General features: G+C 63.3%; 21 protein-coding genes. 17 read left to right on the forward strand and 4 right to left on the reverse strand.

Going from position 1 to position 19,319, the window contains the following annotated elements; genetic code table 11:
* Nucleotides 1-102: 102 nt before the first annotated feature.
* Both ACFWAD_RS28085 and ACFWAD_RS28090 read left to right on the forward strand, forming a co-directional pair.
* Nucleotides 103-1,137 (forward strand): ABC transporter ATP-binding protein, encoded by a 1,035-nt coding sequence (locus ACFWAD_RS28085; protein WP_378549792.1) that lies wholly within the window; start codon nucleotides 103-105, stop codon nucleotides 1,135-1,137.
* A complete protein-coding gene (locus ACFWAD_RS28090) occupies nucleotides 1,137-1,895 on the forward strand; it encodes an ABC transporter permease (protein ID WP_378549795.1) in 759 nt (252 codons plus the stop codon). The genes ACFWAD_RS28085 and ACFWAD_RS28090 overlap by 1 nt, the downstream gene beginning before the upstream one ends.
* Before the next feature lie 9 nt (nucleotides 1,896-1,904).
* Here the strand turns inward: ACFWAD_RS28090 and ACFWAD_RS28095 are convergent, their stop codons facing one another.
* Both ACFWAD_RS28095 and dapD read right to left on the reverse strand, forming a co-directional pair.
* Nucleotides 1,905-3,287, reverse strand: coding sequence for an amino acid permease (locus ACFWAD_RS28095; protein WP_378539209.1), 1,383 nt, complete (start codon nucleotides 3,285-3,287; stop codon nucleotides 1,905-1,907).
* A complete protein-coding gene (gene dapD, locus ACFWAD_RS28100) occupies nucleotides 3,287-4,240 on the reverse strand; it encodes a 2,3,4,5-tetrahydropyridine-2,6-dicarboxylate N-succinyltransferase (RefSeq protein WP_378549798.1) in 954 nt (317 codons plus the stop codon). Before dapD ends, ACFWAD_RS28095 begins: the two co-directional genes overlap by 1 nt.
* Before the next feature lie 49 nt (nucleotides 4,241-4,289).
* Here dapD and dapE point away from each other — a divergent pair, with 49 nt between their 5' ends.
* From dapE to ACFWAD_RS28150, 10 genes are all read left to right on the forward strand, one after another.
* The gene (dapE, locus tag ACFWAD_RS28105) at nucleotides 4,290-5,360 is read left to right on the forward strand and encodes a succinyl-diaminopimelate desuccinylase (RefSeq protein WP_378539208.1); all 1,071 of its coding nucleotides are present in this window, start codon (nucleotides 4,290-4,292) and stop codon (nucleotides 5,358-5,360) included.
* Between the two features lie 16 nt (nucleotides 5,361-5,376).
* A complete protein-coding gene (locus ACFWAD_RS28110) occupies nucleotides 5,377-6,180 on the forward strand; it encodes a TIGR00730 family Rossman fold protein (RefSeq protein WP_003945176.1) in 804 nt (267 codons plus the stop codon).
* A complete protein-coding gene (locus ACFWAD_RS28115; RefSeq protein WP_378549801.1) occupies nucleotides 6,174-6,731 on the forward strand; it encodes a TIGR00730 family Rossman fold protein in 558 nt (185 codons plus the stop codon). The genes ACFWAD_RS28110 and ACFWAD_RS28115 overlap by 7 nt, the downstream gene beginning before the upstream one ends.
* A gap of 88 nt (nucleotides 6,732-6,819) precedes the next feature.
* A complete protein-coding gene (locus tag ACFWAD_RS28120; RefSeq protein WP_378549804.1) occupies nucleotides 6,820-8,592 on the forward strand; it encodes a long-chain-acyl-CoA synthetase in 1,773 nt (590 codons plus the stop codon).
* 30 nt (nucleotides 8,593-8,622) lie between these two features.
* The gene (gene folP, locus ACFWAD_RS28125; protein WP_378549807.1) at nucleotides 8,623-9,522 is read left to right on the forward strand and encodes a dihydropteroate synthase; all 900 of its coding nucleotides are present in this window, start codon (nucleotides 8,623-8,625) and stop codon (nucleotides 9,520-9,522) included.
* Complete coding sequence (locus tag ACFWAD_RS28130; protein ID WP_378549810.1) at nucleotides 9,519-10,460, forward strand: glucosyl-3-phosphoglycerate synthase; 942 nt, start codon at nucleotides 9,519-9,521, stop codon at nucleotides 10,458-10,460. The genes folP and ACFWAD_RS28130 overlap by 4 nt, the downstream gene beginning before the upstream one ends.
* 32 nt (nucleotides 10,461-10,492) lie before the next feature.
* A complete protein-coding gene (locus ACFWAD_RS28135; RefSeq protein WP_378549812.1) occupies nucleotides 10,493-10,882 on the forward strand; it encodes a DivIVA domain-containing protein in 390 nt (129 codons plus the stop codon).
* The gene (locus ACFWAD_RS28140; protein ID WP_378549815.1) at nucleotides 10,882-11,451 is read left to right on the forward strand and encodes a DNA-3-methyladenine glycosylase I; all 570 of its coding nucleotides are present in this window, start codon (nucleotides 10,882-10,884) and stop codon (nucleotides 11,449-11,451) included. The genes ACFWAD_RS28135 and ACFWAD_RS28140 overlap by 1 nt, the downstream gene beginning before the upstream one ends.
* Before the next feature lie 151 nt (nucleotides 11,452-11,602).
* Nucleotides 11,603-11,770: a DUF3117 domain-containing protein gene (locus ACFWAD_RS28145; protein ID WP_003945169.1), complete on the forward strand. Its 168-nt coding sequence runs from the start codon at nucleotides 11,603-11,605 to the stop codon at nucleotides 11,768-11,770.
* A gap of 123 nt (nucleotides 11,771-11,893) precedes the next feature.
* Nucleotides 11,894-12,733 (forward strand): putative RNA methyltransferase, encoded by an 840-nt coding sequence (locus tag ACFWAD_RS28150; RefSeq protein WP_378549818.1) that lies wholly within the window; start codon nucleotides 11,894-11,896, stop codon nucleotides 12,731-12,733.
* A gap of 6 nt (nucleotides 12,734-12,739) precedes the next feature.
* Here the strand turns inward: ACFWAD_RS28150 and glgA are convergent, their stop codons facing one another.
* Nucleotides 12,740-13,912, reverse strand: a complete 1,173-nt coding sequence (gene glgA, locus ACFWAD_RS28155; protein WP_378549821.1) for a glycogen synthase — start codon at nucleotides 13,910-13,912, stop codon at nucleotides 12,740-12,742.
* Between the two features lie 132 nt (nucleotides 13,913-14,044).
* Between glgA and glgC the strand changes: the two genes are divergently transcribed.
* The gene (gene glgC, locus ACFWAD_RS28160; protein WP_003945185.1) at nucleotides 14,045-15,259 is read left to right on the forward strand and encodes a glucose-1-phosphate adenylyltransferase; all 1,215 of its coding nucleotides are present in this window, start codon (nucleotides 14,045-14,047) and stop codon (nucleotides 15,257-15,259) included.
* On the opposite strand, the gene ACFWAD_RS28165 is transcribed toward glgC, so the two are convergent.
* The gene (locus ACFWAD_RS28165) at nucleotides 15,256-15,891 is read right to left on the reverse strand and encodes an O-methyltransferase (protein ID WP_007736091.1); all 636 of its coding nucleotides are present in this window, start codon (nucleotides 15,889-15,891) and stop codon (nucleotides 15,256-15,258) included. The two genes, glgC and ACFWAD_RS28165, sit on opposite strands and share 4 nt — an antisense overlap.
* A 330-nt stretch (nucleotides 15,892-16,221) precedes the next feature.
* Between ACFWAD_RS28165 and sigE the strand changes: the two genes are divergently transcribed.
* The 4 genes from sigE (at nucleotide 16,222) to tatB (ending at nucleotide 19,251) form a co-directional block, all read left to right on the forward strand.
* Nucleotides 16,222-16,818 (forward strand): RNA polymerase sigma factor SigE, encoded by a 597-nt coding sequence (gene sigE, locus ACFWAD_RS28170; RefSeq protein WP_029255812.1) that lies wholly within the window; start codon nucleotides 16,222-16,224, stop codon nucleotides 16,816-16,818.
* A 52-nt stretch (nucleotides 16,819-16,870) separates the two neighbouring features.
* The gene (locus ACFWAD_RS28175; RefSeq protein WP_378549824.1) at nucleotides 16,871-17,230 is read left to right on the forward strand and encodes an RNA polymerase subunit sigma-70; all 360 of its coding nucleotides are present in this window, start codon (nucleotides 16,871-16,873) and stop codon (nucleotides 17,228-17,230) included.
* Nucleotides 17,231-17,305: 75 nt separating this feature from the next.
* Nucleotides 17,306-18,784, forward strand: a complete 1,479-nt coding sequence (locus ACFWAD_RS28180) for a S1C family serine protease (RefSeq protein WP_378549827.1) — start codon at nucleotides 17,306-17,308, stop codon at nucleotides 18,782-18,784.
* Nucleotides 18,785-18,858: 74 nt separating this feature from the next.
* Nucleotides 18,859-19,251 carry a Sec-independent protein translocase protein TatB gene (gene tatB / locus ACFWAD_RS28185; RefSeq protein ID WP_003945177.1) on the forward strand — a complete coding sequence of 131 codons (393 nt, stop codon included), beginning with the start codon at nucleotides 18,859-18,861 and terminating at the stop codon, nucleotides 19,249-19,251.
* Nucleotides 19,252-19,319: the final 68 nt, after the last annotated feature.

Consider the following 19,319-nt stretch of genomic DNA (forward strand, 5'->3'; position numbering starts at 1 on the left):
ACATACATTCGACAATAACGTCGACAGCGAACTTGCGCAACGGTTTTCTCTGTGAACTGCGGAAAGTTCCGACAGTTCGGTTTTCGTGGTTGACTGGTCCACATGATCGAGCTGAGGGGATTGACCAAGGTTTACGGACCGACGAAAGCGGTGGACGATTTGTCGTTCACGGTCAAGCCGGGCATCGTGACGGGCTTTCTGGGCCCGAACGGTGCGGGTAAGTCGACGACGATGCGGATGATCCTGGGTTTGGATCAGCCGACGTCGGGTGCGGCGTTGATCGACGGCAAGCCGTACCGGGAGCTCAAGACGCCGTTGCGGACGGTGGGTGCGTTGCTGGATGCGAAGTGGGTGCACCCCAATCGCAGTGCGCGGGCGCATCTGCAGTGGATGGCCGCTTCGAACGGGATCCCGAAGTCCCGCGTCGACGAGGTGCTCGGGTTGGTCGGGTTGTCCGAGGTGGCGGGCAAGAAGGCCGGCGGGTTCTCGCTCGGTATGTCGCAGCGTCTGGGTTTGGCGGGTGCGTTGTTGGGTGATCCGAAGGTGTTGTTGTTCGACGAGCCGGTCAACGGTCTCGATCCGGAGGGCATTGTCTGGATTCGTAAGTTCATGCAGCGGTTGGCGGCGGAGGGCCGCACGGTGCTGGTGTCGAGTCACCTCCTGTCGGAGATGGCGTTGACGGCGGAGCAGTTGGTGGTGATCGGTCGGGGTCGGTTGATTTCGGATTCGACGGTCGCGGAGTTCGTGGATCGTTCGTCGGAGTCGACTGTGCGCGTGCGCAGCCCACATCTCGATGCGTTGCGCAGTGTGTTGCTCTCGCAGGGGCTGACGGTGCGTGAAGACGGTTCCGGTGTTGCGCCGGCATTGGTGGTGGTGGATTCGACCACTGATGTGATCGGTGGTTTGGCTGGTTCGCAGGGAATCGTGTTGTACGAGTTGGCGTCTCAGCAGGGGTCGCTCGAGGATGCGTTCATGAAGTTGACCGGAGACGATGTCCAGTACCACGCGTCCGGTATCGATCCGGGCGCTGGAGCCCACCAAGCAAATGCACACCAGGCAAACACACACCAGGCAAACACACACCAGGCAAACACACACCAGGCAAACACACAGCAGGCTATGGGAGGTGCACTGTAATGGCTGTTCTCAGTGCTGAACGTATCAAGATCACCACGACCAAGTCGCCGCTGTGGTGCACGATCATCATCATCGTGCTCGGGTTGGGGCTCGCTACCGTTTTCGGACTCAGCGCCAAGTCGTCGCTCCGCAATTCGAACGGCACAATGTTGCCGACCGTCTCGGGGGCGCTCAGTGGAGTGACCGGCTTCGGTGTGTTGGTTCTGATGATCATGGCGGCGCTCGCGATCACCAGCGAGTACCGCTTCGGGACCATCCGAACCACGTTTCAGGCAGTTCCGAATCGCGCTTCGGTGCTGATCGCCAAGGCCGGCCTCATCGGCGGTTTCGGAGCGGTATTGACGCTCGTATTGTCGTTCGGTGCCTTCGCTCTGACGAAGGCCACAGCAGGTGACGCCGGAACATTCCTTACTCTGTCCGGCGACGAGAACTGGCGGGTCGTCTACGGAACACCGATCTACGCGTTCTTCTGCGTGGTTCTGGCAGTCGGAGTGGGGGCGTTGCTCCGGCAGTCTGCGGGTGCGATCGCGCTACTGCTGTTGTGGCCCCTGCTCATCGAGAACCTGTTCAACCTGTTCGGCAGTATCGGCGAGAAGATCATGCCGTTCCTGCCGTTCATGAACGCCAATAACTTTCTCGGTTCCGGCGGTAGCGTCGACTTCCACTGGGGACCTTGGGGCAGCCTGATCTACTTCGCCCTCTTCGTGCTCGTCGTCTTCGGCCTCAGCATCGTCGTCGTGAACAGACGAGATGCGTAGGCACGCAGATCAGGCGGGCTGATTCTGCTTACGCCAGCGGGCGTTCAGGAAGCCCAATGCCGCGATCACGAGGAACAGCACGGTGGTCGAGATCAACTGTGCACGGGCATCGGCGTCGAAGAGCATGAGGACGACGAACACGCCGAGCATCGCGAGTGTCGCGTAGCTCAAATACGGGAACAGCCACATTCGAACTGTCAGCTTGCCCGACGCTTCGAGTTGTTTACGCAGTCGCAGATGCGAGACGACGATGAAGATCCAGATGACCAGCAGCGCGGCGCCGACTGCGTTGAGCAGGATGCCGAGCAGGTCGTCGGGGAGCAGCCAGTTGAGCAGGACGCTGACGAAGCCGAAGAACACCGACAGCAGAACGGCATTGGTCGGAACTCCAGTGCTCGACAGTTTCGCCATGAAAGCGGGCCCGTCACCGCGACGCGACAGTGAGAACGCCATACGAGAGGTGCCGTAAATGTTGGCGTTGAACGCGGAAAGCAACGCCACCACTACGACGAGTTCCATGAACCCGGCAACACCCGGAATGTTCGCCTTGTTCAAGACGGCCACAAACGGGCCGCTCTCGAGTTCGGGGTCGTTCCAGGGCAGCACCAGAACCATGATCGAGATGGCGCCGATGTAGAAGACGCTGATGCGCCACACCACGCTGCGGACAGCGACGGCGATGGAGCGTTCCGGATTCTCGGATTCGGCTGCGGCGATGGTGACGATCTCGATCCCGCCGAAGGCGAAGGCCACGACGAGAAGGCCTGCGGCGATGCCGGACAACCCGTTGGGCATGAAGCCGCCCTGCCCGAACAGATTGCTCGTACCGACCGGATCGGTATCGGGCAGGATGCCGAACACCAGCAGGACACCGATGACGAGGAAGGCGATGATGACGGTGACTTTGATTGCCGCGAACCAGAACTCGAACTCGCCGAAGTTGCTGACCTTGGCCAGGTTCACGACGGCGAAGAACACCACGAAGACGAGTGCGACAACCCATTGCGGGATCGACGGCACCCAGTCGTTCACGATCGCAGAAGCGCCGGTGATCTCGGCGCCCAGCACCATGATGAGCATGAACCAGTAGAGCCAGCCCATCACGAAGCCGGCCCACTCGCCGATGCCCAGACGTGCGTAGTGCGAGAAGGAACCGCTGGCCGGAATCGCCGCGCCCATCTCACCGAGCATGCGCATCACGAACACCACGACGGCGCCCGCAAGGATGTAGGAGATCAGGACGGCCGGGCCGGCCTTGGCGATACCGACGCCGGTTCCGAGGAACAGGCCGGCGCCGATGGCCGAGCCCAGGCCCATCATCGTCAGATGGCGGACCTTGAGACCGTGGCCGAGAGCAGTGGTTGTTCCGTCGGAGACGTCGGTGCTGGTCATCAGTCGTTGGCGTGCAAAGCAGCGTTCAGTTCGACGCCGGTGCCCTTCCACGGCACGACCTCGACGGCACCCGAGACCGAGTTACGACGGAAGAGAAGGTTTGACTTGCCGCTGAGTTCCTTGGCTTTGACGACGGTGCCGTCCGGGCCGGTGACCTTGGTGCCCGCGGTGACGTAGAGGCCCGCTTCGAGGACGCAGTCGTCGCCGAGTGAGATGCCGAGGCCGGCGTTGGCGCCGAGGAGGCAGCGCTTGCCGAGGGAGATGGTTTCCTTGCCGCCGCCGGAGAGGGTGCCCATGATCGAGGCGCCGCCACCCACGTCGGATCCGTCGTCGACGACGACGCCCGCGGAGATGCGGCCTTCGACCATCGAGTTGCCGAGGGTGCCGGCGTTGAAGTTGACGAAGCCCTCGTGCATGACGGTCGTTCCGCTGGCGAGGTGTGCGCCGAGTCGGACACGGTCCGCGTCACCGATGCGAACTCCGGACGGCACGACGTAGTCGACCATGCGGGGGAACTTGTCGACGCTGAACACGGTGACGACTCCGCGGATGCGCAGACGCGAGCGAACCTGCTCGAAGCCCTCGACGGCGCACGGACCGAAGTTGGTCCACACGACGTTGGTGAGCAGGCCGAACTGGCCGTCGAGATTGACGCCGTGGGGCGCGACGAGACGGTGCGAGAGGAGGTGGAGGCGCAGGTAGACGTCATGGGCGTCGACCGGTGCCTTGGAGAGATCGGCGATGGTGGTGCGCACGACGACCTGCGAGACCTCGCGAGCGTCGTCAGTGCCTGCCAGCAGGGCAAGATCGGAGGGAATGTCTGTTCCCTCGACGTTCTCGGTACCGGTCTTGTCGAATGTTCCCAGCTCCGGTGCCGGGAACCAGGTGTCGAGGACGGTTCCGTCCGCGGTCACGTTGGCGATACCTACTGCTGTTGCTCCCTGTGCGCTCACGGGACTAGAGATTACTGGGTGGTGGGTGCACCGGCCTAGGCTGGTGCGTGTGAGCATCCTCGATCTTGCTTCGGACCCCATCGACTTGACGGCCGCCCTGGTCGACATCCCCAGCGTCTCGCACGACGAATCCGTCATTGCGCAGGCCGTCGAGGATGCGCTGCGTGAGCAGACTTCGGGCTTCGAGATCATCCGCAACGGCAACGCCGTGTTGGCGCGCACGTCGCGCGGTTTGCCCAGTCGCGTCATGCTCGCCGGACATCTGGATACGGTGCCGATCGCCGACAATGTTCCTTCGCGACGCGAAGGCGACATTCTGCACGGATGCGGGACTGTCGACATGAAGTCGGGGGACGCGGTGTTTCTACATCTGGCTGCGACCATCGAGAACTTGGCCCACGATCTGACCTTGGTCTTCTACGACTGCGAAGAGATCGCCGCGACGTACAACGGCCTGGGAAGAATCGAACGCGAGATCCCGGAATGGCTCACGGCCGACGTCGCGATTCTCGGTGAGCCGACGGCCGGTTTCATCGAGGCCGGGTGCCAGGGCACGATGCGGGTTCGGTTGACGGCGTCGGGAACTCGCGCACATTCGGCCAGGTCCTGGCTGGGGGACAACGCCATTCACAAGTTCGGGGGTGCATTGGAGCGGTTGTCGAGTTACCAGCCGCGCTCGGTCGACATCGACGGTTGCGGCTACCGCGAGGGTTTGTCGGCGGTGCGGATTTCCGGCGGTGTCGCCGGAAACGTCGTCCCGGACGAAGCCGAGATGGACGTCAACTTCCGATTCGCGCCCGATCGCAGCGAGGTACAAGCCGAGGCACACGTGCGCGAAGTGTTCGACGGTCTGGGCCTCGGATTCGAGGTCACCGACTCCTCGCCCGGCGCGCTGCCTGGCTTGGCGAACCCGTCCGCTGCCGCGCTGATCGAGGCGGCCGGTGGTCAGTTCCGTGCGAAGTACGGGTGGACCGACGTGTCCAGGTTCTCGGCGCTCGGCATTCCTGCCGTGAACTACGGACCGGGTGATCCGAATCTCGCGCACAAGCGCGACGAGCACGTTCCGGTGCAGCAGATCACCGACGTCGCGGCCGTGCTGAGGAAGTATCTGTCGGCCTGACCGTTAGCCTTGCCGCATGGCACCAGAGAAGAATTCGGCTTCGAAGAAGCAGAGCTCGTCGATCAAGCACCGCGGGCCGGTTCAGCTTCGACGCAAGCGCAAGGACGAGAAGACCACGACGGATCAGCGCTTGCTCGACAAGCGCGGACCCACGGATTGGGTACACACCGATCCGTGGCGTGTGTTGCGTATCCAGAGCGAATTCATCGAAGGTTTCGGCGCGCTCGCCGAGGTCCCGCGTGCGGTGACGGTGTTCGGTTCGGCCCGCACCACGGTCGATCATCCCGAGTACCAATCCGGCCGTGAACTGGGAACCGCTTTGGCCGAAGCCGGGTACGCCGTCATCACCGGTGGTGGGCCGGGAGTCATGGAAGCTGCCAACCGTGGTTGCAGCGAAGCAGGCGGATATTCGATCGGTCTCGGCATCGAGTTGCCGTTCGAGCAGGGACTCAACGAGTGGGTGGATCTCGGAATCAACTTCCGGTATTTCTTCGCACGCAAGACGATGTTCGTGAAGTACTCCCAGGCATTCATCTGCCTGCCCGGCGGCTTCGGAACACTCGACGAGCTGTTCGAAGCACTCACCCTGGTGCAGACCCACAAAGTCACGCGCTTCCCGATCGTCCTCTTCGGCACCGAGTACTGGTCCGGACTCGTCGACTGGATTCGCGGGACCCTCGAGCGTGACGGCAAGATTTCCGAGGGTGACGTGAATCTGCTGCACGTCACCGACAGCGTCGAAGAAGCAGTACGAATCGTCCTCAACGCAGACAAGGGCGTCGACGAGGCCGCAGATCTGGGGAAAGAAGAAGAATGGTGACCGATTCCGACAAGAAGTACTCGATCTGCGTGTACTGCGCGTCGGGGCCGGTGGACGAGTCGTTCCTGGCGTTGGCGGCAGAGGTGGGAACCGCGATCGGTCGACGCGGATGGCAGTTGGTCTCGGGCGGTGGCAACGTCTCGATGATGGGCGCGGTCGCCGAGTCCGCTCGCGCGGCGGGCGCTTGGACCGTCGGCGTCATTCCGAAGGCCCTGGTGCACAAGGAAGTTGCCGACGTCGATGCCGACGAGCTGATCGTCACGGACACCATGCGCGAACGCAAGAAGCTGATGGAAGATCACGCCGACGCGTTCATCACGCTGCCGGGCGGAATCGGGACGCTGGAAGAGCTGTTCGAAACGTGGACCGCCGGCTACCTCGGAATGCACGAGAAACCAGTGGTGATGCTCGATCCCGTTGGGCACTTCACCGGCCTGCTCGAGTGGTTGAACAAGCTCGACGGTACCGGCTTCGTCGGGCGTCAGGCGCTGGACACCCTGCTGGTGAGGACGGACGTCGAGACAGCACTCGACGCGTGCGTGAAACCCTGACCTGGGGCATGGCGGGCTTTATTACCGTGAAGTAAGGTGGCCGCAGACTGGGCGGCCGAATGGGCGCCGGATACGTGTTAGGGGAGCCATGAGTTCGGAAGCCCGTTCGACCGTCGGCCTGCTGGATCTGGCGGCAAAACTGCCGTCGATGATCACCGAGGTGCCGATCCTGGCGCGGGGGGCCGCCGGCCTCACCCGCAAGCCTTCGGCCAAGGAATCGATCGGGTTGATCTTCCAGAAGGCTGCGCACGCTCACCCGTCGCGCCCGTTCATCCGGTTCGAAGGCCACGCGACCAGTTATGCCGAGGCCAACGAACTGGTGAACCGCTACGCGGACGTTCTCCGCGGCCGAGGAGTCGACCGCGGAGACGTCGTCGGGGTGCTGGCAAAGAACACTCCCGAAGCCCTGTTGATCGCACTCGCTGCCGTCAAACTCGGTGCGGCAGCGGGCATGCTGAACTACAACCAGCGCGACGACGTTCTGGCACACAGCCTTACGCTGCTCGACGCTCGCGTCCTGGTGGTCGCCGACGAGTGCGAAGAGGCCCTCGAATCGTTGCCTGCCGGATTCGCCGGGCCCGATCAACTTCTTGTCAGTGAACTCTCGGATCTGGCGAAGACGGCTGATCCGGCCAACCCGGCGGTGACCGCCGAGGTGCTGGCGAAGGAGAAAGCGTTCTACATCTTCACCTCGGGCACCACCGGAATGCCCAAGGCCAGCTTGATGACTCACTTCCGCTGGTTGAAGTCGATGTCCGGACTCGGGTTGATGGGCGTGCGCTTGCGCGGCTCCGACACTCTGTACTGCTGCCTGCCGCTCTATCACAACAACGCGTTGACGGTCTCGTTGTCCTCGGTGCTCGCGTCCGGTGCAACCATCGCAATCGGACGTCAGTTCTCAGCCTCCCGGTTCTGGGACGACATCGCAGTCAACAAGGCGACCGCCTTCACCTACATCGGTGAGCTGTGCCGCTATCTGCTCAACCAGCCGGCCAAGCCGACCGACAGTGACAACGCCGTTCGGCTCATGGTCGGCAACGGTCTGCGCCCTGAGATCTGGGCCGAATTCACCCAGCGCTTCGGCATTCCCCGCGTCGCCGAGTTCTACGGTGCCAGTGAATGCAACATCGCGTTCGTCAACGCACTCAACGTCGACAAGACAGCAGGCATCTGTCCGTTGCCGCACGCCGTCGTGGAGTTCGACGAGAACACCGGAAAAGCGTTGCGTGGAGCCGACGGTCGACTCCGCAAGGTTTCCACGGGTCAGGTCGGACTCCTCCTGTCCAAGGTCACCGACCGGGCGCCTTTCGACGGTTACACCGACGAAGCGGCGAGCAACAGCAAACTGGTACGGGGCGGATTCAAGGACGACGACACCTGGTTCGACACCGGAGACCTGGTGCGCAAGCAGGGATGGGGCCACGTCGCCTTTGTCGACCGACTCGGTGACACCTTCCGCTGGAAGGGTGAGAACGTCGCCACCACGGAGGTCGAGGGCGCGCTGAGTTCGCACCCGGCCGTCGAGGAAGCAGTTGTCTACGGCGTCGAGATTCCTGGTACCGACGGGCGCGCGGGCATGGCGGCGGTGAAGTTACGTGACAGTCAGAGTTTCGAGGGCAGCGAAGTCGCGGCTCATCTCTACGGCAAGCTCCCCAACTACGCGGTCCCGCTGTTCATCCGCATCGTCGACTCACTCGAACACACCAGCACTTTCAAGTCGCGCAAGGTGGAATTGCGGAACGAGGGTTACGACGTCGGCGCCGACACTCTGCACGTTCTCGAAGGCCGCGAGGGTGGTTACGTGGACTCGTACGACGAATACGTCGGAAAGGTCGCGGCAGGCTCGGTACCCAAGGGCTAGACCGAGTTCCGTCATGCCAGTATGAGTGGCATGTCTTCACTCTCCGGTTCTACCGCGCAGCCAGGTCCGGCGCCCACCCTGTGTGGGCGTCCGGTCGCGGTCGATCGTGCATTGGTGATGGCGATCGTCAATCGCACTCCCGATTCCTTCTACGACCAGGGCGCGACGTTCTCGGACTCGGCGGCGATGGCTGCCGTCGATCGTGCCGTCGACGAGGGCGCCGATCTGGTGGACATCGGGGGAGTGAAAGCCGGGCCGGGTGACCTCGTCGACGCCGACGAGGAAGTCAGGCGGGTGGTTCCGTTCGTCGCCGCGATCAGGGCCAAGTACCCCAAGTTGATCATCAGCGTCGACACCTGGCGCAGTGGTGTCGCGCGGCTGGCGCGCGACGAAGGCGCAGACCTGATCAACGACACGTGGGCCGGTGCGGATCCCGAACTCGTGGTGGTCGCCGCCGAGACGGGCGCCGGCATCGTCTGCTCGCACACGGGCGGCGCGGTTCCGCGCACCCGCCCGCACCGTGTTCGCTACGACGACGTCGTCGCAGATGTGGTCTCCGAGGTGGTGTCGGCGGCAGAACGCGCCCTGGCTCTCGGTGTTCCGCGTGACGCGATTCTGATCGATCCCACCCACGACTTCGGCAAGAACACCTTCCACGGGCTCGAGTTGTTGCGAAAAGTGGACGTTCTTGTAAACACCGGGTGGCCAGTGCTGATGGCGCTGAGCAATAAGGACTTCATCGGGGAGACTCTTGGTGTGGAGCTTTCCGAGAGGTTGGAGGGAACATTGGCAGCGACAGCAATGGCCGCGGCGGGCGGCGCCCGGGTGTTCCGTGTTCACGAGGTGGCGTCCACCCGTCGAGTAGTCGACATGGTGGCCGCGATCCAGGGACGCCGCGCCCCGGTACGTACGGTTCGAGGTCTGGCATGAGTATCACCGGTGCGGGCCCGACCCGCGTATGGGCAGAAGCCAACAGTTGGGACCATCCGAGTTGGACGGTGGCCGAACTCGAACGGGCAAAGGGTGGCCGAACCGTCTCGGTGGTGTTGCCCGCGCTCAACGAAGAAGACACCGTTGCTGCGGTGGTCGACACCATTCACCCGTTGCTCGGCGGCTTGGTCGACGAATTGATCGTGCTCGATTCGGGTTCGAGCGACCGTACCGCCGAGCGTGCTCGCGCGGCCGGAGCGACGGTGATCAGTCGTGAGAGCGCCGTCCCGTCCATCCCGCCGACCGCGGGCAAAGGTGAGGTGCTCTGGCGTTCGGTCGCCGCGACGACCGGCGATCTGATCGCATTCGTCGACTCCGACCTCATCAATCCCGATCCGGCGTTCGTGCCGAAACTGCTGGGTCCGCTGCTTACCGTTGACGGCATCCATCTGGTGAAGGGTTACTACCGCCGTCCGCTGCGCGTGAGCGGCACGGAGGACGCCAACGGCGGCGGGCGAGTCACTGAATTGGTGGCGCGGCCCATGTTGGCTGCGCTGCGGCCCGAACTCACGTCGGTTCTGCAACCATTGGGTGGTGAATACGCGGGCACCCGACAGCTGCTCTCCGCAGTCCCGTTTGCCCCGGGCTACGGTGTCGAGATCGGCTTGCTGCTCGATACGTACGACACGTTGGGGCTGGCGGCGATCGGTCAGGTCAATCTGGGTGTGCGCAAGCATCGCAACCGGCCACTCGCCGACCTCGGCGTGATGAGTCGGCAGATCATCGGAACGATGCTCAGGCGGTGTGGGATCGAGGATTCGGGCGCCGGGTTGACCCAATTCCTGGTCGACGGTGATTCTTTCGTGCCCGAGACCACGGAGGTATCGCTGGTCGATCGACCCCCGATGAATTCGATAGTGCGCACCGCGGGGGTCTGACCGCTTACCCACGGGTATGGGAGTATCGGTCCATGATGACGATCCTCCTGTACCTGATTGTCATGGCACTGGTCGGCGCGATGATCTTCCTCGCCGCCAGCGCTGTGTTCGGGCGCTCGGAAGAGCTGCCGCCGCTGCCTCCTGGCACGACGGCAACCGTGCTCCCGGCGGAAGACGTCACCGGAGCGGATGTCGACGCTCTGCGTTTTCAGCAGGTGCTGCGTGGCTACAAGGCGAGCGAAGTCGATTGGGCTCTGCATCGCCTCGGGTTGGAAATCGATTCTCTGCGTGCACAACTGGGCCGTGACGAGCGGTCTGAGGTCCTGGTGAAGGCGGATGCTCCCGCCGTGGCCGAAGCGTCGCACGAGGAGCCTGAGACCGCGTCCGAGTCCGAGTCCGAGTCGAAGGATCCTCAGGGCTGATGGCAGACGGACTGGTTCGATGCGGCTGGGTGGTCGAGACGCCCGGCGACACGCTTTACCGCGACTATCACGACGAGGAGTGGGGGCGTCCGCTGCACGGGCGCGCCGAACTGTTCGAGCGGCTCGCTCTCGAGGCATTCCAATCAGGGCTTTCGTGGATCACGATTTTGCGCAAACGCGAGTCCTTCCGAGAAGCCTTCGACGGGTTCGATCCGGACAAGGTCGCAGCGTACGGAGTTGCGGATGTCGAGAGATTGCTCTCCGATGCCGCGATCGTCCGCAATCGCGCGAAGATCGAAGCGACGATTTCCAACGCCCGAGTGCTCGTGAATTCACCCGATCTGGACCTCGATTCGTTACTCTGGTCGTTCTCGCCGCCTCGACGCACCAGACGACTGACATCAATTGCAGAGGTTCCGGCGGTCACTCCCGAGTCGACTGCCATGGCTAAGGAACTCAAGCGACGTGGGTTCAAGTTTGTGGGCCCTACCACGGCTTATGCGCTCATGCAGGCCACCGGAATGGTCGATGATCACGTGGCCGATTGTTGGGTTCCGACGCAGGTGTGACGGTCGACTGAACACCCCTAAATGTGACTCAGATTCCCGGTTCCCGCATCCATAGGGAACAATGGAGGGTACGAGCCTCGCTGATTGTTGGCGGGGCGCACCGTTAGTCGAGGCGCAGAGCAATGCAGCGCAGATCTGGAGGGAGCAGAGGATGGCGGCCATGAAGCCCCGGACCGGGGACGGTCCCCTCGAAGCAACCAAAGAGGGACGAGGAATCGTCATGCGGGTTCCACTCGAGGGTGGCGGACGCCTCGTCGTCGAGCTGACCCCGGATGAAGCTGCAGCGCTCGGTGTGGAACTCACGAACGTCACCAGCTAGTCGGGTCCAGGTTGTAGCAGTACGAACAACAGCACGTGATTGCACGCAGGCTCCGTATCCGTATCCGTTTCGGTACGGGGCCTGAAGTGTGTGCGCACCGCCGGTAGCAGAAAGGACGGATCAATGCTTGCCGCCGTGATCGATCTTCTGTCCTGCCCGCAGTGCGCTGCCGAGTTGGAGTTGGTGGACGGCGCCGCCGAGTGCGACCGCGGACATCGATTCGACGTGGCTCGCCAGGGTTACGTGAGCCTGATCAGCGGCGGAGCCACGAAGTTCACCGGCGACAGTGCCGAGATGATCGCGGCGCGTGCACGACTGCTCGGCGCGGGCCATTTCGACCCACTGATGGATGCCGTCTCCCGGGCCTGCTCGACTACGGCCGGGTCGGATCCTGCGCGGATCGTCGAAATCGGTGCAGGCACAGGTCAATACCTCGCGGACGTGGTGGATTCTCTGCCTGATTCTCGCGCAATAGCCTTGGACGTGTCCAAGTTCGCGGCACGGCGGGCTGCGAAGGTCCACGAAAGAATCGGCTCGATCGTCGCAGACGTCTGGCAACCACTACCGATTCGCGACGGAGCGTTGTCTCACGTGCTCTGTGTGTTCGCTCCGCGCAACGGTCCGCAGTCCCATCGCGTTCTCGCAGATGACGGCGTTCTGGTGGTGTTGACGCCCACCGACAGGCATCTGCGAGAGCTGATCGACATCCTTGCGATGGTCAGGGTCGACGATCGCAAAGTGGAACGCCTCGAATCCTCGATGGCCGGCTACTTCGACCGCGTGAGCAGCGACGAGGTCGAGTTCACGATGTCACTGTCCCGCCAGGACATCCTCGACCTGGTGGGTATGGGACCGTCGGCGAGACACCTGACGCCCGCCGATCTTGCTGCCGCCGTGGCGAAGCTGCCGCAGCCGAGCACCGTGACCGCGTCGGCGACGATCTCGACCTACCGCAAAATCTGACCTGGATCAGCGTCTCGTGACGGCATCGGCGTAGACCTCGAGTGTCTGCTTGGCGATTTCGGCCCAGGAGAACTCGTCGATCGCACGGATTCTGCCCGCCCGACCCATCGCTTCGGCGCCCTCTCGGTCGGCGACAACGGCATTGACGGTGGCCGCGAGTGACTCCTCGAATGCGTTCGGCTCGTAGGCGTTGTAATGCACGAGTCGCCCGGTGACGCCGTCGCCGACCACCTCGGGGATGCCGCCGACATCGGAAGCGACCACGGCGGTCTCGCACGCCATCGCCTCGAGATTGACGATCCCGAGGGGCTCGTACACCGAAGGGCAGACGAATACCGTTGCTGCCGAAAGTATTTCCCTGATCTGTTCGGTCGGGAGCATTTCGCGTACCCAGAAGACGTTGCCTCGATGCCTGGCGAGTTCGGCCACCGCCTTCTCCGTCTCCGCGGCGATCTCCGGTGTATCGGGAGCGCCGGCGCACAGCACGAGTTGAATCTCCGGGTCGAAGTGGTGTGCCGCCGCGACGAGGTGACCAACTCCCTTCTGCCTGGTGATGCGTCCGACAAAGGCCACGACGGGTTTGGCTGGATCGACACCGATCGACGCGAGCGCGGACGGCGCTCCCGGCGCAGATCCGCCGGGATGCCATACCGCGGTGTCGATTCCGTTGCGCACCACGTGCACACGACTCGGATCGACGGCGGGATATGCGTCGAGGACGTCGAGTCGCATTCCGGAACTGACGGCGATGATCGCGTCTGCGTGCTCGACGGCGTTGCGTTCGGACCATGACGAGATCCGATAGCCACCACCTAGCTGCTCGGCCTTCCACGGGCGTCTGGGCTCGAGTGAGTGGGCAGTGAGGATGTGCGGTACGTCGTAGAGTGCCGAGGCGAGATGCCCGGCCAGTCCGGTGTACCAGGTGTGGGAGTGGACGATGTCGACGCCCGCCGCTGCGTCCGCCATCCGCAGTTCGGTCGAGAGCGTAGTCAAGGCGGGGTTGGATCCGGCAAGTGCGGGGTCGGGAGAGTGGACGATCGCGCCTTCGCGCGGGGCGCCCATGCAGTGCACGTCGACCTCGCACAACCGCTTCATCTGAGCGACAAGCTCGGTTACGTGTACTCCTGCGCCGCCGTAGATCTCCGGCGGGTATTCCTTGGTCATCATCGCGACTCGCACGCGCTAAACCTAACCGCCCGTGGTCGATCCGGCTACCGATCGCGCTTTCCCCGCCCGTTCGGAGAGGGACACGATCGGACCTCTCGGACTGCTTCGCTAGCGGGAGTTCACCGGTGCGGATAGGTTAGCGGTGTGAGAAGCCAGCCGCATGTGCTTGGAATCGTGCTCGCCGGGGGCGAGGGCAAACGCTTGTATCCGCTGACCGCGGACAGAGCGAAGCCCGCAGTGCCCTTCGGAGGTGCATATCGACTTATCGACTTCGTGTTGAGCAACCTTGTCAACGCGGGATATCTGCGTATTTGTGTGTTGACGCAATACAAGTCACATTCACTGGACCGCCACATTTCGCAGACGTGGCGGTTGTCCGGTTTCGCGGGTGAGTACATCACTCCGGTCCCGGCCCAGCAGCGGCTCGGGCCGCGCTGGTATACCGGCAGCGCCGACGCAATCCTGCAGTCGCTCAATCTCGTTTACGACGAGGACCCCGAGTACATCGTGGTTTTCGGTGCCGACCACGTGTACCGGATGGATCCGGAACAGATGGTGCAGCATCACATCGAATCCGGGGCGGGGGTGACGGTCGCGGGAATTCGTGTACCGCGAAGCGAGGCTTTTGCTTTCGGCTGCATCGACAGTGACGAGTCCGGACGCATCACCCAGTTCCTCGAGAAGCCCGCCCATCCTCCCGGGACACCGGACGACCCCAACTCGACGTTCGCGTCCATGGGTAACTATGTGTTCACCACCAAGGTGCTCGTGGACGCCATCCGCGCTGATTCGGAGAACTCCGACTCCGACCACGACATGGGCGGCGACATCATTCCTGCCTTGGTCGCGGCAGGTGAGGCGTCGGTCTACGACTTCAAGGACAACGTCGTTCCCGGCGCCACCGATCGAGACCGTGGCTACTGGCGCGACGTCGGTACCCTCGACGCCTTCTACGACGCTCACATGGACCTCGTGTCCGTGCATCCGATCTTCAATCTCTACAACCGTCGCTGGCCCATCCGCGGCGCCACCGAGAACCTCGCGCCCGCCAAGTTCGTGAAGGGCGGACTCGCGCAGGAATCGGTGGTCGGTGCGGGGTCGATCCTCTCTGCCGCGACCGTGCGCAATTCGGTACTCAGCTCCAACGTGATGATCGAGGACGGCGCGACCGTCGAGGGCAGCGTGCTGATGCCGGGTGTGCGCATCGGCAAGGGTGCCGTCGTACGGCGCGCGATCCTCGACAAGAACGTCGTGGTCGGTGACGGCGAAATCATCGGCGTCGACCTCGAACGTGACCGCGAACGATTCGCTGTCAGTCAGGGTGGCGTCGTCGCCATCGGGAAAGGCGTCTGGATCTAGAGCTTGCTCGCGCAGAGGAGGCCGTCGCCGAGGGGGAGGAGCACTCGAATGAGTCGCTCGTCCTCGGTTACGGCCTTCGCTGCTTCTCGGACCGCAACAGTCGTCGCATCGCGAGCGGAGCTGTCGGCAACACGGCCGTCGGCGAGGGCGTTGTGCAGAACGATGACTCCGCCGGAGCGCAGCAGGCGGACACCTTCGCGGACGTAGTGCGGGTGGTCGATCGCGGCGCAGTCGACGAACACCAGGTCGTAGCCGCCGTCGGCGAGACGGGGAAGGACGTCGAGTGCGCGTCCGTTGATCAGGCGAGTGCGTGCCGGAGCGATCCCGCTTTCGCGGAAGGTCAGCTTGGCCGCCCGCTGGTGTTCGGGTTCGCTGTCGATCGTGGTCAGGACGCCATCGTCGCGCATACCGTGCAGAAGCCACAGGCTGCTCACGCCGGCTCCGGTGCCCACCTCGACGGCGGTCTTCGCGTCGAGCATTCTCGCGAACATGGCGAGCGTCGCGCCGACAGCGGGCGTCACCGGATGGGCTCCGAGATCCAGCGCTCGATCTCGCGCCGCGGTCAAAATCTCGTCCTCGGAAACTACGTCCTCGACGTGGCGGAGTATCTGTTCGGCGTGGGTCACGCTCATGAGGTTATCGGGCGGTTCGGATTGTCGCTGCAAGGCGCGCAGTCACCAGGATTCTCAGGAATCCCTCAGGCTCCTCATATGGCGTGCACACCGCGATGAGAAAAGGTGTATACATCGCCGGATCGAAGATCGCACGGCGGTATCGATTTCTACCAAGTTGATCTTTCGCAGCTCGGTCATCGGGAACAAATCACAGCATCGGCTGGTTCTCCCGAATATCGCGCATCACGTGATTCGGACAACGCGGTGATCGAACTACGCGATCCCGAGCAGGAGGATCAACTTATTTACCAGGTCAACGACGAGCCTCGCCCTCGAGAGTCGGAAGTTTTGACGACGGAATCGGCTGTGGATTCCGAATTGATCGGCACAGCTGTGTTCGATGCAACTGGTGAGAAGTCCTCCATGCCGTCTTGGGACGAACTCGTGCGTCAGCACGGTGACCGGGTGTACCGCCTGGCCTACCGGTTGTCAGGCGATGCCCAGGACGCCGAGGACTTGACGCAGGACACCTTCATCCGGGTGTTCCGCTCGCTCTCCGATTATCAGCCCGGAACGTTCGAGGGCTGGTTGCACCGCATCACCACCAACCTGTTCCTCGACATGGTTCGCCGACGCAACCGCATCCGTATGGAAGCGCTGCCCGAGGACTACGACCGCGTTCCCTCACCTGGTCCCGACCCCGAGCAGATCTACCATGACGCGCGCCTCGACGCAGGTCTGCAGGCCGCACTGGACTCGCTCGCACCTGAATTTCGTGCAGCTGTTGTGCTCTGTGACATCGAAGGTCTGTCGTACGAGGAAATCGGTGCCACACTGGGAGTGAAGCTCGGAACGGTTCGTAGCCGTATCCATCGTGGGCGACAGGCGATTCGCGATCATCTGGCAGCGCAGCGCGCGGCCGAATCCGAACTCGTCGGTTTCTGACGGTCGGGTTCGAGCTACAGAGCGGGACGTGGTCAATCACCTGGAGGGACGAATGACGGAGGCGCGGGCACATCGCCAGTTCGGTTCGACCGAACATCTGGCCAGCGAGGCAATCGCTGCCTACGTCGACGGAGAGCTCCGAATGCAGGCCTACCTGAGGGCCTCCCATCACATCTCGATCTGCGCCGAGTGCGCAGCAGCCGTCGATGCTCAGCAGCAGGCGCGTGGTGCGCTGCGTCGAAGCGGCGAGATGACGATGCCGTTGTCCCTGGTGGGACTTCTCAGCCAGATTCCCTCGTGCAACAGTCCGACTACCGGACCCAATTCGGATAACGCCGACAGTTCCGTCGGTAATCAGCCCGCGGGCTTCTCCACCATCAGCAAGAGGTTGTCCCGTCGCTGGCGCAAATGACGCCGCGCGCCTGCTTCCCGGCGCGGATCAGTGATACTGGACGATGTGACTGACGGAAAAAGGGGGCACTCCGGAGTGAGCTCGGATTCTTCGGCAAACGGTTCGGTGGACAGACCGGCAGATGCGCCGGTTCTCGACCCCCGTCCGGTCTATCGACCCCAGATCGATCCGGCTTCGCGCCAGGTGTTCGGTCGGCCGAGTGGAGTCGAAGGCTCGTTCACTCCGGTGGCCGCGCGATCGACCCCGTCCTCCGACGTCGTGATCGGCGCTCCGGACCCGGTGCTGGCCGAAGCATTCGGACGACCAGCAGACGCCACCGAGTCGATCGGCCGCGATCCGGAGGCGTCGACCAACAACGCGCCCGAAGAAGAGCCGCCGAGCGATCCGTGGCGTGATCCGGAATCCGCCGTCTCCCTGGGCAATCCCGCAGACTCCGAGGCGCCGGTGCAGTTGCAGCCCGCCCGGAAGCTCGATGTGCGTGAGGTGTTGTTCGGTCGCAAGGTCGCTCCCTCGGCGCTGGCCGCACTCGCCGGGATGGCGCTCGTCATCGCGCTCATCGGCGGCTTACTCGCCACGGTCATCACCGCCGATCGCAGTTCACTCACCAGCTCACGCGTCACGCTCGTCCAATCCGGCGGCGGCGAACAACCGGAATCGCAGGTGGCGAAGGTCGCCGACGCGGTGCTGCCTTCCGTGGTGTCGATTCAGGTTGCCGTCGGTGACCAGGGAAGTACGGGATCGGGTGTGGTCATCTCGGGCGAGGGATACATCGTCACCAACAACCACGTGATTTCCTCGGCCGTACCGCCCGCTCAGGACGCGAAGATCCAGGTGATCTTTTCCGACGGAACCAAGACCGACGCCCAGATCGTCGGCCGTGACGTCAAGACAGACCTCGCGGTGCTCAAGGTGTCGGCCAACAATCTGACAGTCGCTCAGCTCGGAAAATCCGAGGATGTTCAGGTGGGCGACGACGTCGTCGCCGTCGGCTCACCGCTCGGATTGAGCAAAACCGTCACCCGCGGAATCGTCAGTGCGCTGAATCGGCCTCTGCGGTTGTCGGGTGAAGGCACCGACACCAACGCCGTTATCGACGCCGTCCAGACCGACGCGGCGATCAATCACGGCAACTCCGGTGGGGCGCTCGTCGACGACGAAGCCCGCGTCATCGGTATCAACACGGCAATGCTCAGTGAGTCCGGTGGTTCGGTCGGGCTCGGCTTCGCGATTCCGATCGACACGGTCACCGAGGTGGCGCAGACCATCATCCGCGACGGCAAGGTTCATCACCCCGACATCGGCGTGAATGCCCGCACCGCAGTCAACGACGCGACCAGCGGCGCTGCCGTGGCCAACGTCCGCGACGGCAGCCCAGCGCAACGTGCGGGGATCGTCGAGGGTGACGTCATCGTCAAGGTCGGTGACCGACCGGTGACAAGTGCCGACGAATTGGTGGTTGCGGTCAACGCGACGACCGTCGATCAGCCTGTCAATGTTCAGTTGATCCGCGACGGACGGCAGGTCGACATTTCGGTCACGCCGGCGTCGGACTGATCGGACCCTGCGATCTTCCTGTGAGGTTGATCCGGACATGCGCGTACCGAGCGAGCACACAGTAGGCTGACCCTGTGTTTGGCAACATCGGTTGGGGCGAGTTCATGATCCTCCTCGTAGCGGCTCTGGTCATCTTGGGACCTGAGCGGCTTCCTGGTGCGGTCTCCTGGGTCACGAAATCCCTGAGGCAGGTGCGCGAATATGCTTCGGGCGCTTCCAATCAGCTCAAGGAAGAACTAGGCACCGACTTCGAGGATCTGCGTAAGCCACTCGCAGATCTGAACAAGCTGCGCGGAATGACGCCGCGCGCTGTGATCACCCAGCACCTCCTCGACGGTGACGACTCCATCTTCACTGGCAACTTCGACAAGAAGCCGCAGAGCGGAGTGCAGGAGCCGAAGACGCTGTCGAAGGACAAGCCACTCACTGCCGGCGAACGTCCTCCCGTGGACTTCGACGCAACCTAGATTCGACATACGAAAGGGCGGGGGGGGCCCCGAGGGGTGAGGCCGCCCGAGGGTTTTTTGGGGTGGTG

It is taken from the genome of Rhodococcus sp. NPDC059969 (genome assembly GCF_042738325.1).
In the GTDB taxonomy this organism is placed as follows: domain Bacteria; phylum Actinomycetota; class Actinomycetes; order Mycobacteriales; family Mycobacteriaceae; genus Rhodococcus_F.